At 52.9% G+C, this 16,641-nt stretch carries 14 protein-coding genes and 1 tRNA gene; 4 read left to right on the plus strand and 11 right to left on the minus strand.

Annotated features, from left to right (window positions below):
• The first annotated feature begins 55 nt into the window (after positions 1 to 55).
• Positions 56 to 958, plus strand: a complete 903-nt coding sequence (locus Q1A54_RS01055) for a histone deacetylase (RefSeq protein WP_299984414.1) — start codon at positions 56 to 58, stop codon at positions 956 to 958.
• Between the two features lie 2 nt (positions 959 to 960).
• Here Q1A54_RS01055 and Q1A54_RS01060 read toward each other — a convergent pair whose 3' ends face one another.
• The 5 genes from Q1A54_RS01060 to Q1A54_RS01080 all read right to left on the minus strand — a co-directional run bounded on the left by Q1A54_RS01060 (position 961) and on the right by Q1A54_RS01080 (position 4,506).
• On the minus strand, positions 961 to 1,173 hold the full coding sequence (locus tag Q1A54_RS01060; RefSeq protein ID WP_076421093.1) for a hypothetical protein: 213 nt from the start codon (positions 1,171 to 1,173) through the stop codon (positions 961 to 963).
• Between the two features lie 23 nt (positions 1,174 to 1,196).
• The gene (locus Q1A54_RS01065; protein WP_299984417.1) at positions 1,197 to 1,373 is read right to left on the minus strand and encodes a hypothetical protein; all 177 of its coding nucleotides are present in this window, start codon (positions 1,371 to 1,373) and stop codon (positions 1,197 to 1,199) included.
• A gap of 39 nt (positions 1,374 to 1,412) precedes the next feature.
• Positions 1,413 to 2,114: a methyltransferase domain-containing protein gene (locus Q1A54_RS01070; protein ID WP_299984419.1), complete on the minus strand. Its 702-nt coding sequence runs from the start codon at positions 2,112 to 2,114 to the stop codon at positions 1,413 to 1,415.
• Entirely contained in the window at positions 2,095 to 3,216 is a 1,122-nt protein-coding gene (locus tag Q1A54_RS01075) for a type III polyketide synthase (RefSeq protein WP_299984421.1), read from the minus strand. The genes Q1A54_RS01070 and Q1A54_RS01075 overlap by 20 nt, the downstream gene beginning before the upstream one ends.
• A 180-nt stretch (positions 3,217 to 3,396) precedes the next feature.
• Positions 3,397 to 4,506, minus strand: a complete 1,110-nt coding sequence (locus Q1A54_RS01080) for an NAD(P)/FAD-dependent oxidoreductase (RefSeq protein ID WP_299984423.1) — start codon at positions 4,504 to 4,506, stop codon at positions 3,397 to 3,399.
• 194 nt (positions 4,507 to 4,700) lie between these two features.
• Here Q1A54_RS01080 and Q1A54_RS01085 point away from each other — a divergent pair, with 194 nt between their 5' ends.
• A complete protein-coding gene (locus Q1A54_RS01085) occupies positions 4,701 to 5,036 on the plus strand; it encodes a T9SS type A sorting domain-containing protein (RefSeq protein ID WP_007660506.1) in 336 nt (111 codons plus the stop codon).
• Between the two features lie 70 nt (positions 5,037 to 5,106).
• Here Q1A54_RS01085 and Q1A54_RS01090 read toward each other — a convergent pair whose 3' ends face one another.
• The 3 genes from Q1A54_RS01090 to Q1A54_RS01100 form a co-directional block, all read right to left on the minus strand.
• Positions 5,107 to 5,442, minus strand: a complete 336-nt coding sequence (locus Q1A54_RS01090) for a hypothetical protein (RefSeq protein WP_196118984.1) — start codon at positions 5,440 to 5,442, stop codon at positions 5,107 to 5,109.
• 148 nt (positions 5,443 to 5,590) lie between these two features.
• Positions 5,591 to 5,665, minus strand: a tRNA-Arg gene (locus Q1A54_RS01095).
• A gap of 70 nt (positions 5,666 to 5,735) precedes the next feature.
• Positions 5,736 to 6,989 (minus strand): Pycsar system effector family protein, encoded by a 1,254-nt coding sequence (locus Q1A54_RS01100; RefSeq protein ID WP_299984427.1) that lies wholly within the window; start codon positions 6,987 to 6,989, stop codon positions 5,736 to 5,738.
• A 365-nt stretch (positions 6,990 to 7,354) separates the two neighbouring features.
• Between Q1A54_RS01100 and Q1A54_RS01105 the strand changes: the two genes are divergently transcribed.
• Together Q1A54_RS01105 and Q1A54_RS01110 are read left to right on the plus strand one after the other, a co-directional pair.
• Complete coding sequence (locus Q1A54_RS01105; protein WP_299984429.1) at positions 7,355 to 11,164, plus strand: metallophosphoesterase; 3,810 nt, start codon at positions 7,355 to 7,357, stop codon at positions 11,162 to 11,164.
• A gap of 80 nt (positions 11,165 to 11,244) precedes the next feature.
• Positions 11,245 to 12,294 (plus strand): DUF6268 family outer membrane beta-barrel protein, encoded by a 1,050-nt coding sequence (locus Q1A54_RS01110; RefSeq protein WP_299984431.1) that lies wholly within the window; start codon positions 11,245 to 11,247, stop codon positions 12,292 to 12,294.
• 80 nt (positions 12,295 to 12,374) lie between these two features.
• Here Q1A54_RS01110 and ppk1 read toward each other — a convergent pair whose 3' ends face one another.
• From ppk1 to hflX, 3 genes are all read right to left on the minus strand, one after another.
• The gene (gene ppk1, locus Q1A54_RS01115; protein WP_299984433.1) at positions 12,375 to 14,471 is read right to left on the minus strand and encodes a polyphosphate kinase 1; all 2,097 of its coding nucleotides are present in this window, start codon (positions 14,469 to 14,471) and stop codon (positions 12,375 to 12,377) included.
• Between the two features lie 97 nt (positions 14,472 to 14,568).
• Positions 14,569 to 15,063: a histidine phosphatase family protein gene (locus Q1A54_RS01120; RefSeq protein WP_299984435.1), complete on the minus strand. Its 495-nt coding sequence runs from the start codon at positions 15,061 to 15,063 to the stop codon at positions 14,569 to 14,571.
• A gap of 254 nt (positions 15,064 to 15,317) precedes the next feature.
• Positions 15,318 to 16,526, minus strand: coding sequence for a GTPase HflX (hflX, locus tag Q1A54_RS01125; protein WP_299984437.1), 1,209 nt, complete (start codon positions 16,524 to 16,526; stop codon positions 15,318 to 15,320).
• Positions 16,527 to 16,641: the final 115 nt, after the last annotated feature.

The following is a 16,641-nucleotide window of genomic DNA, read 5'->3' on the forward strand; positions in this document are numbered from 1 at the left end:
AGAAAATGGAACGGTGGATAAACTAGTGGCGGTGTATAAATGTTAATTTTGCACTATGCTAAAAATTGCCTGGTCCGAAATATTCGCACACTCCCTGCCCGAAGGCCACCGCTTTCCGATGGCCAAATATGATCTGCTGCCCGAGCAGCTGCTCTATGAAGGCACCATTACGCAAGACAATCTCTTCGCTCCCGAACCGCTACAGGAACAATATATCCTCGACACCCACGACGCCACCTATTGGCAGCGCCTGCGCGACTTGGAGCTAAGTCCGTCAGAGATTCGAAAAACAGGTTTTCCGCTTTCGGAGCAGCTGGTAGAGCGTGAGGTGGTGATTATGAACGGTACGCTGCAGGCATCGCTGTTTGCGCTGGAGTTTGGCATCGGCATGAACATAGCAGGCGGCACACACCATGCTTTTACTGACAGGGGCGAGGGCTTCTGTCTGCTCAACGATATCGCCATTGCGGCCAATCACCTGCTTAAATACAAGGGGATAAAGAAAGTGCTCGTGGTGGATCTGGACGTGCACCAGGGCAACGGCACGGCACAGATTTTCAGGAACGAGCCGCGGGTGTTCACCTTCAGCATGCACGGTGGGCATAATTATCCCTTTCACAAAGAGCAGTCGGACCTGGATGTGCCGTTGGCGGAGGGCACAGATGATAAAACCTATTTGAAATTGCTGGGAGAGCACCTGCCACGGCTGCTGGACGAGCAGGAACCCGACTTTGCGTTTTTTCAGTCAGGGGTGGACGTGCTGGCGACTGACAAGCTTGGGAAGCTGGGCATGAGCATAGCCGGCTGTAAAGAGCGCGACCGCATGGTGCTGGAGGCCTGCGCACGGCACCGCATACCTGTCACGGTAAGCATGGGCGGTGGCTACTCCAAACAGATCGCGCACATCGTAGAGGCGCACGCCAACACCTTCCGGCTGGCGCAGCAGCTCTTTTTCTAAACCTAGGGCCTGGACTTCAGCTTATCATCTTCGCTCTTGCCTTTTGCTCCGGGCAGTATCAGCTTGAGCACAATATAAATGATCGGGGCCAGTACGAGCACCAGGATCACAAACAGAACAGCCTTGAGCACCTTCACAAAAATAGAGATGATCAGGGCTGAGATAATGATGGACACCACAAAGAGAATCCAGAAATTAAGCGTGCTTTTGTTCATGTCAAAAGGGTTAAGTGAGCGATTCAGCTATACCTGTTGCGGGCGTGTCGCAGCACCAGGTAAATAGCCGGTTGCAGCGTGGCAATTAATGCCAGTGCCAGCCACACATTTGTGACAAACTCGCGGGACCAGGCGAAGTAGAACGCCGCGGCAGCCACCAGTACCGAAAGCAGGTATGGCATGTTGATCCGTCGCATCATAAGGGAGTTGATTGGTATACCTTGTTAAGGTACTAATTGTTAGGCTTTTTTCAAAAGCAATTGCCAGCGAAATGCCCACATCCAGCGCAGGCTATACCTGTCTATACCTGCTTCCTGCACCAGCGTTTGTAGTTCCTCTCTTCGGAAAGCCCGCCAGACGGAGAGTGGTGCGTCATTTTTGACAAGGTAGGAATCAGAGAAAAAATGTGTGAGCAACCTGATGGAATGATAGGCTAGCCAGTGTCGGTGCAGGTCGTTGACGATAACGGCTATACCTGCCTGCCGATGCAGCTGCCGGAACATGCGCACCAACTGATCATCGGTGAAGTGGTGGCAGAAGAGGCTGCACACGATAATATCATACTGCTGATGTTGAAAGCGCTCTGAAAATACATCGTGCTGCTCCAGCTCTATTTCGGGAAAGCCGCCACAGCGCTGACGGGCATACTGCACCATAAAATCATTGGCGTCTATACCTGTGAGCTGCAGCGGAATGTTCTTGCGGCGGGCCCACTTGGCAATATGTCGCAGCGTGTCGCCGCCGCCGCAGCCGATATCAGCCAGCCGGAGAGGAGGACCTGTGTATCCAGCCAGTAACTGCTCCAGCGCATCGAGCACCACCTTATACCCGCCCAGCCAGGTGTTGATCACCTCCAGTTCTTCGAGGTTGCGACGCAGCTCGTCACCGGACAGGCTGAGGTCGTCCATCAGTTCGGCTTGGTTAGACCTTTGCTTCAGCATAGTGCACCTTCAGTAGCATCGATTCCAATGTGAGGCCGGGACCAAAGGCAAAGCTTAGCACCGGCTCATCTTTTTCCTGAGTGGTCAGGCTCGCCATCAATTCCTTCAACACAAACAGCACCGTGGCCGACGACATGTTGCCAAACTCGTGCAGCACCCGGTAGGCAAAGCGGTTGTCATTGCGTGTCATGCCGAGTTCCTGTTCTATCACTTCGAGGATGCGCCGCCCACCGGGGTGTATGGCAAACAGCTTGATCTCCGAAACCGTGGTGCGGAGGCCTTGCAGCAAACGTTCTGTGAGTTGCTTGATGCCGTTTTTGATCAGATCGGGTACGTAAGAGGAGAGGGTCATCTCAAAACCCGTGTCGCCAATGTGCCAGGCCATCTCACGTTTGCCGGCAGGCGCCAGGTCGCAGTGGAAAGACTGCAGCTCGAGGCTCACCTCCCGACAAGGCTGCCCCTGCATAAGTACTGCCGCCGCGCCGTCGCCAAACAGTGCATTCGATACGAGGTGGTCCTGTTCCTGATTTTTCTGGAAGTGGATGGTACAGATTTCGGTGCACACCAGCATCACCCGGGCACTTGGGTCAGCTTTGCAGATGGCGTCAGCCAGTTTGATGGCATTGAAAGCCGCATAGCAGCCCATAAAATTGACAGCCGTTCGCTGCACACAGGAGTTCAGTTCGAGCCGCTCCACAAGCTCAATATCAAGGCCGGGTGCGTACATGCCCGTGCAGCTCACGGTGATCAGGTGGGTCAGGCTCTGCAGTGTCGTATCGCTGACCTGGTCCAGGCAGTTGCGCACCGCCTGCTCTGACAGGTCGAGGGCGTGCTTGCGGTATACCTCCATGCGCTGCTGCACCGTGGGGAAGGGCTCGAGGTCATGCGTGTTGGGGAAGAAGGTATAGTCGCCGTTCTGTCGGGTGAAGTCTTCGAGCACGCTGTAACGTTGGCTTATACCTGACACGCGGTAGAGGGCTTTGAGCTTGCGGCTTCCTTGCTCATCGAGCTGGTGGGCCGCTGCCATAAAATCGACCACCTGCATCTGAGGGATTTTGTGTGGCGGGTTAGCCGTGCCGATACCGCATATATAGCTTTTCATAAGCTGGTGTGTGTGCTAAGAATTTGTTTCAAGGCAATTGGAATGCTATACCTGGGCTTGCCCGTCTGTCATAGGTATAGCAGCAACAGGTAAGCAAACACTATGTTTGTGCTTCTCCCTAAAAAGACGCAGCCACAGGTTTGGATAAGTACGAAAGCGACCGGTTTAAGATGTATAGGATTAGAAAGGCTGTCCGTGGGTTTGGCGCATGATCAGGCATACCGCTGCGGGCAGGTGGCGTAGCGTGCCTACTGCCAACTCTGAAAGCAGCGGGTTTCCAAACAACCGCTGCACGGCACGCCCTACCTGCAGACGCTGTGCAAACTGCTCTCTCCAAGCCAGGGTATAGCCTGCTTCCAGTGCTTGTCGGTTACGCCCATTCTGAAAGTAGTGCATGGTCTGCTCCGCCGCCAGTTTGCCTGCATGGATGGCCATGGCCATGCCGTTGCCGCAAAGCGGTGTGATCATGCCAGCCGCGTCGCCGCACATCAGCATGTGGTGCTCCACACAGGTCTTGTTGGCAAAGGATATCTCGTTTATCACTTCGGGCTTCTCATATAGGAACTCGGCTTCATCAAAAATGCGGCGCAGGTGTGGGTTCTGATACAGGATGGCTTGCTCCATGGCAGGTATAGACCCGTGGCGACGCAGGTTCTCGCGGGTAGTCAGGTAGCAGAAACAGTAGCGGCCGTCTTCGATGGCTGAGATGCCTGCATAGCCGTCACTGAAATTGTGGAGCGCGATCAGGTCATTGGGCATGTCAAGCCGCACGTGATACTTCACCCCGATGTAGGGAGAGCGCCTGTTAAAGTAGGAGCGGTGGAGCTGGCGGTCGAGGGCACTGCGCTTACCGTAAGCGCCAAGTACGACTTCTGCACTGAGGGTATCACCGTCCGAGAGTTTAAGTGTAAATCGGTTATCCGTGAACTGCACGTCCTGCACCGCCGTCTGCAGCCTCACCTGCACCCCTTTGGCCAGTGCTACCTGATACAGGAAGTGATCGAGGGTATAGCGGCTGATACCAAACCCGCCCAGGTCGAGTGGTGACTCCAGCGTGGCCCCTTTGGGAGAGGTGAGCATAAAGCGGGAGATAGAGGCCGGTTGGAGCGCCACCGGGTCAGCTCCGATACTGCGCAGATAGGGGAGTACTTCGTTCGAGACATACTCTCCGCATACCTTATGCAAGGGGTAGGACTTTTTTTCGATGAGCGTCACAGAAAGCCCCCGCCCGGCCAGTGCAATTGCACTGGTCAACCCGGCAAGGCCCCCTCCGATAACTGCTATCTGCATAATTGATAGGCTTTATGTTTTAAGTCCAAAATTACTTTCCACTATTTAGTGAAAGCATCCGATCCGGTATGTAAAATACAAGAACAAATTATCTCTCTAGACGTTAACAATATGGAACAACTTTTGTATATACTTAGAAGGACAAGATCTTAATTTTCAATATGAAGCAAATTATACTTACTCTCTTTTTCTGTATGGCAGTTTTACTGGCACAGGCCCAAGTACGGGAGCCGGCTCCAGGACAAACTGAAACAAAGAATAAGAGCTTAGAGCAACAGGAAAAAGAGGTTGCCATATACCCTAACCCCAACAACGGGGTTTTTACGATTTCGTTTGCCCAGCTGGATGCCCGGCAGGTGGAGTTGCGTATTCTGAATGTGATCGGCAATGAAGTGTATCAGGAAGTGATCAGCCGTCCGGACATTCAGACAACCAAAACCGTAGACCTGACCCGGCTTGCCAAAGGGTTGTACTATGTGAAAATAGAAGCTGAAGGCTACAGTTCTGTCAGAAGGGTTGTAGTCAAATAAGGAAACATACATTTACAACGAAGGCCGCTCTGCTTGCAGAGCGGCCTTCGTTGTTTTAGGATGAAAGGGTTTACTCCGGCAGGATGGCCTTTGATACAAAGCCGGTATAAGCGGCAGTGTCGCGGTGCACACGCGCCTTTACAAACATGGCATCGGTAGTGTCGAGCACCTGGATGAGCTGTGTGGTATCAAAGTGCAGCAGGCTATTGGCCTGAAAGCTGGCTGTTTTGTACACCTCCCCACCGATCAGAGGTCTGGTGGCGTATAGCACGTCCGCAGGGAGCCCTCCGGTCTCGCTGGCTACGGTAGCTTCAGAGTCGTCCGCTTCCATACTCCGCTGTTCGCTGTTGCAGGCCGTAAGGCTGACAAAGATAGCCAGCATGCAGGCAGTTAAAGTTGTTTTCATGGTGTTAGAGAGTGGCTTCAGCTCTAATATAGGGAATAAAATATGAAATCGGAAATATAGCGCCTTTGCGAAGTAGCTCAGACTCTTTCTATTAAGTGGAGCCAGCAGGGGTTAGTTCCCCAAATACACTGAAAAATAACTCTTACATTGGTGGCCCTGTCAGGAATCGAACCTGAATCTAGAGTTTAGGAAACTCCTATTCTATCCATTGAACTACAGGGCCAGGTAATCCGGAATAAGCTTCCGGGCAGCCTGCACAAATTTAGCTTAATTCCGACTATTTACAAGTTCAACTACTGCTGCGGGGTTTGCTCCTGTGCTGGCTGTGCCTGTGGGGTCGGTTCCACAATCGGTTCATCATACAGGGCTATGGAAATGCCAAAGGCAATGACCGTAAGTACCAATCCCACCATAAAGATCGAGTAGGAGATGCGCAGGATCTTGTACTTGCGGCTCAGTACTTCGCCCAGGTAGTAAATGTCGGTGATCATGTTGGTGTAAAGCGATTTCTTATCACGCATGATCTCGTGCATGCCATTTTGGAAATCCTCCAGCGGAATATTAGTGAAGTTACCGAAGAATAGCAGGTTCACCTTTTTGCTGTTGATTTTTTTTCGGTTGAAAGAGAAGCTCGTCACTTCCGGCTGCGCTGAGATAATGGCGAAGATGACAGAGCCAAGTGTGGTGAGCAGCAGCATACCGACAGGTATAAGCAGCGAGCGATGCTGGGCAAACTCAGCTCCTGTAATGGAGGTCTTGGTACTGAGGTACGTGATGATGACCGACATGATAATGGCGTTAAGGCTGATCATCATGTTGGCCTTGTTATCGGCAATGGCGCTCAGGTTAAGGTGAGTACGATAGGTGTTGCGAAACATCGTCTCGATACCGCGCTTCGGCTGGGCGAGTGTTTCGCGCTGCTCTTTCTCTTCCTTTTTTGTCTTTTTCGACTCTTTATGCAGCTGGTTGCGCTGCTCCTGTATGTTCAGGCCAAGCTGTGCGGCGTATTTATGCTGGGCTTTGGCGGTATAGAAGGTTGTGGAAAGCAGAAATTCCATCTGAAACTGTGCCCACTCCTGATCTGAGAAAAACTTTTCTTTAAAGATCTCCCACTCCACGCGCAGCAGCTCGGCTGTGGCAAAAAACGTTTCTTTGCCAATGTTGGCCATGTCCGCATCAATAATGATCTCCTGCAGCAGTGTTTCAGGTTTCGTGCCGTGCCTGGTAGCCATGATGCAATCGGTCACGCGGGTAATGCGCTCAGGCGGGTAGTTGTTTTCCTGCAGCCACGAGGTGGCGAAGTGCACGCTCTCCTCTTCGTGTCCGTCGTAAGCGGTTACATAGCCGGTGTCGTGAAACCAGGCCGCCAGTTCCAGGTCTTGCAGCTCTTCCGGGCTCAGATCATATAGCTCTCCCAACTGGCGTGCTTCGTTGGCAGTCTCGAAGGTGTGTTTATAATTGTGATAAACAAGCTTTTTAGACAGTTGTTCCTTAAAAAGCCTGAAAACGTACTCACTGGCTTGTTTGACGATATCTTGTTCTTCCATAACGGTGTTTGCCGCCATTGTCAGGTAGCTCTGCAGTAGATGCACAGTTGTGAGCGGCGGTTGAAGGTGGTGCTAGTATTCTTTTGCCGTTACGGTGAATAGCGCTTTTTGTTGAAAAGAGCAACTTCGGTGCACAAAACGCTCTATATAGTGAAGCAATAACTTAATGCCGCCGCCATACGTTATCTATTTCAGCCCGGTCGCAACCGTGGCGCACTTTCGGGCTCTGATACCAACCATGCACTACCAAACCCAAGCACCGCTTTCAGTCCTCTCCGTACGGCAGCAAACCCATCGCCAGTCGTTGTGTTTATACCGTCACACTTGCTTTTGTTAGACAGGACATCCCGTACACACAGAACCTTATGAAAAACCGTCTTCACCTTATTTCTGTTATCCTGCGCCCCCTGGCTGTGGGCTTCTTCTTAGTACTCCTGCAGGCCTGTGCCACCAAAAAGCCTTACTACAGCCGTGACGTGCTCAACTGGGAGCAGAATGAGCCCAAACCTGACAACAAAGTAAACTACACCGTGTTCCTGATCGGTGACGTGGGCGCTCCTGACTTAAAGGAACAGGAGCCTTCGCTGAAGCTCATGCAAAAGCAGATGAACGAAGTGGGGGCACAGAGCGCGACCATCTTTTTGGGTGATAATGTGTACCACAATGGCCTGCCTGAGCCAGGCCGTTATGACCGGGAGGTATCGGAGCAGCGCCTCAATGCGCAGCTCGATGTGCTGCGGGGCTATAAAGGAGAGAAGTACATGATCCCGGGCAACCACGACTGGAACCACAGCGGCCGCGGAGGTATAGAGTATGTGGTGCGCCAGCAAAACTACGTGAACGAGTACCTCACCGAAGAAGGTATAGTGGTAGGCGGTGATTTTTACGTGCCCGGTGATGCTTGCCCTGGCCCTTATGAGGTGAAGATAAGTGACGACGTGGTACTGATTGCGCTCGACTCTGAGTGGTGGTTGCACCCCTGGGAGCGCCCCTATGGTGCCGGCAGCAACTGCTGGGCCTCTACAGAGGCCGACTTGTTGGTGAAGCTTGAAGACATTATTGAGAAGCACCAGGGCTCTAACATCGTGGTTGTAGCGCACCACCCTTTGTTTACCCGTGGAAATCACGGCGGCTTTTTCACCCTGAAAGATCACGTTTTCCCCCTCACCATGCTACGCGACTGGATCTACCTGCCGCTGCCTGTGATCGGGTCCATCTATCCTTTCGCCCGAAAGTACGGTGGCATCCTGCAGGATATTCCGCACCCACGCTACACGGCTTATATCGAAGGGCTGCTCAACATATTTGACAAGTATGATAACATCGTGTACGCCGCAGGGCACGAGCACTCGTTGCAGCACTACAAGTACAATAACCTGACGCACATCGTAAGCGGCTCGGGCTGTAAGACGCAGCACGTAAAGCCGGGTGGCACAGCCATGTATACCCACGAAGTAAAAGGCTTTGCCAAGTTGCTGTACTATGAAAACGGAGAAGCTTGGGTAGAGTACTGGACGCCGGTGGGCGATGGCTCAGAGGGCACCATGACTTTCCGGACACCGCTCTATGCCAAGGAGCCCCGCCGCAAGAGAGGAGCTGTGGTCGATGAGACCAACTACGCCGACAGCACCATCGTAGTCGCTGCCAATGACGACTACACCGCCAGAGGACTGCGTCGCACGCTGCTGGGTGAACACTACCGCCGCGAATGGGCCACCCCTGTAGAGGTGCCTTTGCTGGACATGCGCAACGAAATGGGTGGACTCACCCCTTACCAGAAGGGCGGAGGCAAACAGACCGCCTCCCTGAAAGTGCGAAACCCGGATGCCCGGGAGTATACCCTGCGCACCGTTGACAAAGATCCGACGATGGCCTTGCCAGAGTACCTGCGCCAAACCGCCGCCAAGGCACTGCTACAGGACCAGGTATCAGCCCAGCACCCTTATGGTGCACTGGCTATACCTCCTCTGGCGGATGCCGCAGGTGTGTTTCATACCAATCCCAAGCTGGTATACATTCCCCAGACGCCCTACCTGCGCCAGTACATGGATGAGTTCAGCAATACGCTAGCCTTTCTGGAAGAAGACGCTGACGAAAACCACGAGGATGTCGAGAGTCTGGGCTTTGCCGAAAACCTGGTGGGTACCGATAAGGTGTTGAAAGAACTGCGGCAGGACAACGACAATCAGATAAATCAGCAGGAGTTCGTGCGGGCCCGCCTGTTCGACATGCTGGTAGGCGACTGGGACCGTCACGAGGGACAGTGGCGCTGGAAAGAGGAGAAGACCGACAGTGGCAAGGTATACATCCCGGTACCCGAAGACCGTGACCAGGTGTTTTTCAAAGCAGATGGCCTTATACCCTGGCTAGCCACCCGTAAGTGGGGCGTGCGCAACGTGCAGAACTTCGATCATGATTACCGCGACATAGTAGGTCTCAACCTGAGTGCCCTCACCATCGACCGCTCCTTTACCCCAGCCATCACACGACAGGACTGGATTCGCATTGCCGAGGAGATCAAAGCAGGCGTGACGGACCAGGTAATAGAAGAGGCCATCAACCAATGGCCGGCAGAGGTGCAGGCGATATCAGGTGATGAGATTAAAGCCAAACTAAGGTCACGGCGCGACAAGCTACCCCAAGCGGCAGAGGCCTACTACGAGCACATCTCTGAGATGGTGGATGTAGCCGGCAGCGACAAGCACGAGCACTTTGTGGTGAACCGCCTGAACGACGAGGAAACGCACCTGACGGTATACAAGATCAACAAAGAAGGTGAGCTGCGCGATACCCTTTACAAGCGTACTTTCTATACCTCCGAAACAAAGGAACTGCGTCTGTATGGGCAGCGTGGCAAAGATATGTTTGAGGTGAACGGGGATGTGAACAAAGGCATTGTGGTGCGCATTATCGGTGGTAACGACGAAGATGTAATCACTGATAATTCACGCGTGGCCGGTCTTAGACGGCACACAGTGGTGTATGACACGAAGGAGGGCAACGTGTTCAACTTCGGGCCAGAAACAAAAGACCAAACCAGCATCAGTCCGGATGTGAACTTCTATGACCGTGATAATCACAAACTGCCTTACCTGGGCCCTCGTTTGTCGCTGGAATATAACGTGGATGACGGGCTGTTTATAGGGGCAGGGGTACTGGCACGCACACATAAGTTCCGCAAATCGCCTTATGCTGCAGAGCATCTGCTGGAGGGAAATTACGCCTTTTACACCAACTCCTTTAACGTGCGCTATGCCGGTGATATCCGGCAGGTATTCGGCAACTGGAACATCGGGGTAAACGCCGCCATACAGGGGCCGCAGTACCAGCGCAACTTCTACGGCTACGGAAACGATACCCGACAGCAGGACGGGCTGGATGACTCCTTTTACCGGGTCCGGTTTAAGCGGGTGAACGTAGGGGCGACGCTCAACAACAACTTAGCGCCATTCTTCAAAATCGGTATAGGTCCGACTTACGACCGCTTCCGGGTGGTGAACTCTGAGCAAGACACTTACCTGGTGAACGAAGCAATGAATGGCCGTTTAGAACCGGGGACCTATGACTTTGAGCAGGACCGCTTTGAGTCGCAGCATTATGTGGGGCTGATGGCTTTTGCTGATCTGGACGTGCTGGGTGAGGGCAATCAGAAGAACCCGCGCATCGGTATGCGCCTGCACAACCGCCTGAGTTACAACAAGCAGACAGACGGCGAAGGACTCAGCTATACCCATGTAAGCTCTGAATTTGCCTTCTACCTGACGCCTAACTTCCCATTCCAGCTAACCTGGGCGGGACGCCTGGGGGCAGTGCATAACTTCGGCGACTTCCGCTTCTACCAGGCCAACACGCTGGGCGGCATGGACAACATGCGCGGTTACCGCCGTACCCGGTTTGCCGGCCGCAGTGCGATCTTTGCCAATGCCGAGGCCCGCCTGTCGCTTTTCGACTTCAACCTATACCTGACGCCGGGCCGACTGGGCGTATTGGGCTTGTATGATGTAGGCCGAGTGTATTACGACGGTGAGCGTGACTCTGCCTTCTTCCGCAGTTTGCACACGGGCATCGGCGGGGGCGTGTGGGCTGATATCATGCAGAAGAACGTGATTGTGCTGACCTATGCCAAGGGCGACGTAGAAAGGCTGTGGACATTAAGCTTCGGCTTCTTATTCTAAAAAAATCGAAAGACGTATAGCAGAAGGTGCCGCAATGCAGGCACTTTTTGCATTTAACGCTATGTAACTAGCCACAAACTATGAAACTGATACTTCCTAAGTTACTCCTTATACCTTTGCTCCTGATAGGAGAACAAGCACTAGCCCAGGAAACTGAACGGGACCTGAAGGATGTGCAGAAGCAAACGATAGATTACGCCAGCCCGGGGGTGCGGGGTATGGGCAGAAGCCGGGGCATTGTGATCGGCTATGAGCGCCTGCCGCAGTTCGATATGGAGTCGGAGTCAGATCACCCGGAGGTGGGCAACGGGCGTGCGCGGGTACGGCGGCACAATAAGTTTTTTGTGCGGGCACTGGCTCCTATCATGAACAAGCCCAACAACAAGCTGATCCTGGGTATAGACCACAAATTTGAGGAGTTCAACTTCGAGAATGTATCACCGGCTTCCTACAGCCTGTACCGCAACCTGGAGGATAGAAACTTAAAGAGCCTGGGACTGCAGCTGGCCTTCCTGCACTCGTTTGACGATGTGCGGTTTATGCTGGTGCGTGCAAAAGGTGAACTGAACGGGGACTATACCCGCGACAATGTCAATGTATCAGACTACCTGAAAACAACCGTGGACCTGGCCTATGGCTGGAAACGCAGCCCTGACTTTGCCTGGGGTGTGGGCCTGCAGCTTGGCTATACCTTCGGGCGGCAACGCATCTATCCGGGCATTATGTACAACCGTACCTTTAACGATCGCTGGGGCGTGGAGTCCATCTTCCCGGCTAACCTGCGGGTGCGCTACAATGTGTCCGAAAAAACACTGCTCTATACCGGCTACCGCATTGAGGGTGCCAGCTACAACCTCTACGCCAGCGAACCACCGCTCTCGCAGTTCAACGACATTGAGCTGCGCCGCACCGACATCAAGGCTCTGTTGCGACTGGAGCAGGAGATCTATGACTTCCTGTGGTTTGCCGTGGAAGGCGGATTTAGGCAGTACTACCGCCACCGGGCTTTTGACGTAGTAGGCTCTCGCGATGAGCTGATCACCAACACCCTGGCTGGCGCAGGCTACATCGGTATAGAACTCTATGCAGTGCCGCCCCGCAAGCTGCTGGAGCGTAGTCAGAACCGTTAAGAAACTCAGGTATAGGTATAGCAAAGCCCGACTTGCAGGTATAGCGAGTCGGGCTTTATTGCTTTGGGGGATGCCTACTTCTATTCGCTTGCCGGTTCCATACCTGCCGGGATCAGGCTGTGCAGATACTCGTAGGTAGCATACTGTGATCGGATATGGGTAGGGCTTGCCTGCTCTACATAGCTGTTGTCGATATCGCGGGCCTTGGTGTCGTCGGCCAGCTGAAAGTCGATGATCGTACGCAATTCCTGAATCAGATCTTTCTGCAGGATTGGGAAAGCCACTTCCACCCGGCGGCTTAGGTTTCGGACCATCCAGTCAGCGGAGGCCACATAGTACTCCTCTTTGCCATTGTTGTGGAAGATGTATACACGCGCATGCTCCAGGTAACGGTCCACGATGCTGCGTACCCGGATGTTCTCGCTCAGCCCCTCTACGCCCGGCACCAGGCAGCAAATGCCCCGCACCAACAGATCTATCTTCACACCGGCCTGGCTGGCGGCATACAGTTTTCTGATCATGCGCTCGTCCTGCAGGGCATTCATCTTGAGGATCATAGAGGCAGGCTTGCCTTTTCGGGCATTTTTGATTTCCCGGTTGATCATCTCCACAAAGCGGTCGCGCATGTTGATGGGCGCCATCAGCAGTTTCTTAAACTTTTTGTCGTGCTGGCGATCGATGAAGAAGTTGAATACCTGCTCCACATCCTGCGTGATATCTTTATGTGATGTAAAGAGGGCATGATCAGCGTAGATCTTAGAAGTGTCTTCATTGTAATTGCCAGTACTCAGGTAGGCGTAGTTTACCAGTTTGCCGTCTTCGTTGCGGGTGATCAGGCCCAGCTTGGTATGTACCTTGAGATCAGGCAAACCCAGTATTACATTAGCGCCGGCCTTCTGCAGCTTGCCTGCCCAGAAGATGTTAGACTCTTCATCAAATCGGGCTTTGAGTTCTACTACTACCGTCACCAGTTTTCCATTCTTGGCAGCTTTGACCAGCGACTTGGCAATGGCTGAGTTATCAGCTACACGGTATAAGGTAGCGCTCATGGCGGTAACTTTCGGGTCTTTGGCAGCTTCATCGAAGAGGCGCAGAACGTAGCCAAAGGATTGATACGGGTAGTGTACCAGGTAGTCCTGCTTTTTCATGGCCTCGATCAGGCTTTCTTCCTGCTCCAGGAGCGGATGCACCAGCGTAGGCTGTGGCGTGTACTTGAGGTCGGGCAGGTTGAAGTCCGGGAACTGAAAGAAGTCACGGAAGTTATGGTACTTGCTGCCTTCCACCAGTTCATCTTCTGATATGCCCGTGTGCGCCATAATGGCTTCGAGCATTGGCCTTGGTGTGACAGGGTCGTACAGGAGGCGGGCCGGATAACCCGTTTCACGCTTCTTCAGACTCTTCTGGATCTTAGCCATCAGGCTGCCTGACACTTCTTCCTCAATATCCAGTTCAGCATCGCGCGACACCTTCACGGCATGCGCCTCAAAGCGGGTATAGTTGGGGTACAGCTCGGGCAGACAGAAGCGAATCACATCGTCCAGGAACATCACATAGCGTTGCTTGCCCACAGTAGGCAACTTCACGAAACGGCTGCCGTGCTTCTTAGTAGGTATTTCGAGCATAGAGAAGCGCTCGGGCTTCAGATCTTTCTTTTTAGGGTCGAATAGATGCACACCCAAGTATACGGTCTGGTCCTTGAGAAAGAAGTGCGTCTCAGTATCGTCAAGCAATAGCGGCAGGATGTGTGGCTGTATGTGCTCGCCAAAGTACTCGCGGACCCACTTCTGCTGCGTTTTGTTCAGGTCGTTCTCGGTGAGGAGGTTGATATGATGCTGGCGCAGGTCGGCCAGTATGCCTTCTCTGAACACCTCCCCGAATTCCTCCTGCTGGCGCTTTACTTCCTGCATCACCTGATCGAATGTGTCGGCAGGGTCCTCGGAGAGTTTGTCACGTGTTTTCTTTTTGAGCTTGATCAGGCGCTTGAGTGTGGCGACACGCACCTTGAAGTACTCGTCGAGATTGGCCGAGAAGATAGCCATAAACTTGACACGCTCCAGCAATGGCACAGTGCGGTCTTTGGCCTCCTGCAGCACGCGGTAGTTGAACGCCAACCAGCTGAGTTCGCGGTTGATCAGCGGAGTGGTGGTCGGTTTTTTATCTTCGGTATTAGTTTCCATGGTTTTGAATGTTGCCCGGTGCGGAGCAATGTGATAAAGGTATAAGCATAGCTTACAGGTGTGGGGTTATACCTGTGAGTTATGCCGGTGTGCTGTGTTATTTGTGGTTTTTAGGTACATCGTAGAACAATAGCTCGGCATTGTCACGCTTGATGTCATACCAGCTGTCGCAGTTAAAGCGCAAGGCCACCACGCCGGCTGTTGGCATGCTGGCCACATGTTTAGGGGAGAGCATGTTGGCAAACTCTGAGATGGATTCATTGTGCCCCACCATCATCATGCTGTCTACATCGGCGGGTGCTTCGCGGGCTATCTCAAGCAGCTCTTCGGCACTTGCCCCATACATACGATCATTTACTGCAATATCATCGGCATCATAATCGAGCTCGCGGGCTACCAGCGTGGCGGTGGTAAGCGCCCGCACAGCAGGACTCGACAGGATGAGTTGTAGTTGGGCATTGTTGGCTGCCAGTTCCTGTCCCATGAGCGGTGCGTCAGTACGGCCGCGTTTGTTCAGTGGTCGGTCATGGTCGCTCAGCTCTTCGAACTTCCAGCTGGATTTGGCATGACGCATGATATATAAGGTTTTCATAAGGTAATTCTCTTTCAGAAAGGTATAGCAAGACGCCAGGTACATAGTACGGTTGCTATGCAAGGTGTTTACTGAAAGCAAAGGAAATTTGTTGTGAGGACGGAGCTTAGATTGTTTTTGGGGAAGGCTTGGCAGGTATAGCTGAAGGATAGACAGGTATAGCTGAAGGATAGACAGGTATAGCAGGCCCTTAAAAACAAAAAGGGAACAGCCCTTGCCGGACCATTCCCCCTTTCTGATGTTTCAAAAATGGCTTACACGTTGTTCGGGTAGCGCTCAAAATGAATCTCTGCTACACGGCGCTGCAGCTCGGCACGCAACTCATCGATGTTGATGCGGTTGGTAGCTGATATAAACAGAGCAGGAGCGTGGATCTTCGCCATGTAAGTAGCTTTCAAATCCTCGATAGAAGGCCGTACATGATGCTCTCCTTCTTCATCATTCCCGCTTTCTTCCTGCATCTCCTGCTCACGCTGCTCCAGGTACTGGTCTATTTTGTTGAATACCAGCAGCACCGGTTTGTCAGCCGATTTAATGTCCAGCAGGGTGTCGTTTACTACCGCGATATGGTCTTCAAAAGAAGGGTGCGACACATCCACTACATGCACCAGCAGGTCAGCTTCACGGATCTCGTCGAGCGTGGACTTAAAGGCCTCGATTAGCTTGGTAGGCAGCTTGCGGATGAACCCTACCGTGTCCGACAGCAGGAAAGGGATGTTGTCGAGCACGACTTTGCGCACCGTGGCGTCTACTGTCGCGAAGAGTTTGTTCTCGGCAAACACATCCGATTTGGAGAGCAGGTTCATCAGCGTGGACTTGCCTACGTTGGTATACCCAACTAATGCCACACGCACCATGCCGGCACGCGACTTACGCTGCTCAAAGTTTTGCTTCTCGAATTTCTCCAGTCTGTCACGCAGCAAGGAGATTTTGTCGCGCACAATACGACGGTCAGTCTCGATCTCGGTTTCACCAGGACCCTTCATGCCGATACCACCCTTTTGTTTGGAAAGGTGAGTCCAGAGGTTGGTCAGGCGGGGCAGCAGGTACTGGTACTGGGCCAGTTCTACTTGTGTGTGGGCCTGGGCCGTCTTGGCACGGAGCGCGAAAATGTCGAGAATCAGTAAGCTTCTATCCACGATCTTAACCTGCAGTTCGCGCTCAATGTTGCGCACCTGCGAAGGGCTCAGGTCATCGTCGAAGATCACCATGTCGATGTTATGCTCTTTTACATAAGCCTGTATTTCTTCGAGTTTGCCGCTACCCACAAAGGTGCGGGTGTCGGGCTTGTCGAGCTTCTGCACAAAGCGCTTCATGGTGACGGCGCCGGCTGTTTCGGTGAGGAAGGCCAGTTCGTCGAGGTACTCGTTGGTTTGTTCGTCGGTTTGCTTATAACCGGGCACAGCTACCAGTATGGCGGTCTCCTGTGGCTTGGCGGTTTCGTAGTATTTTTGTTTACCCATTGTCAGATGTTAAGCGTAGCGGTTTGGTAGCCTTAAATTCGGCTTGAGTCTGTGTACGTAATTGGTCCCGACCCCGGTTGGATGGCGACAGGTATAGCGCTGCAAGCGCATGCAG

The organism is uncultured Pontibacter sp. (assembly GCF_947502515.1).
GTDB lineage: Bacteria > Bacteroidota > Bacteroidia > Cytophagales > Hymenobacteraceae > Pontibacter.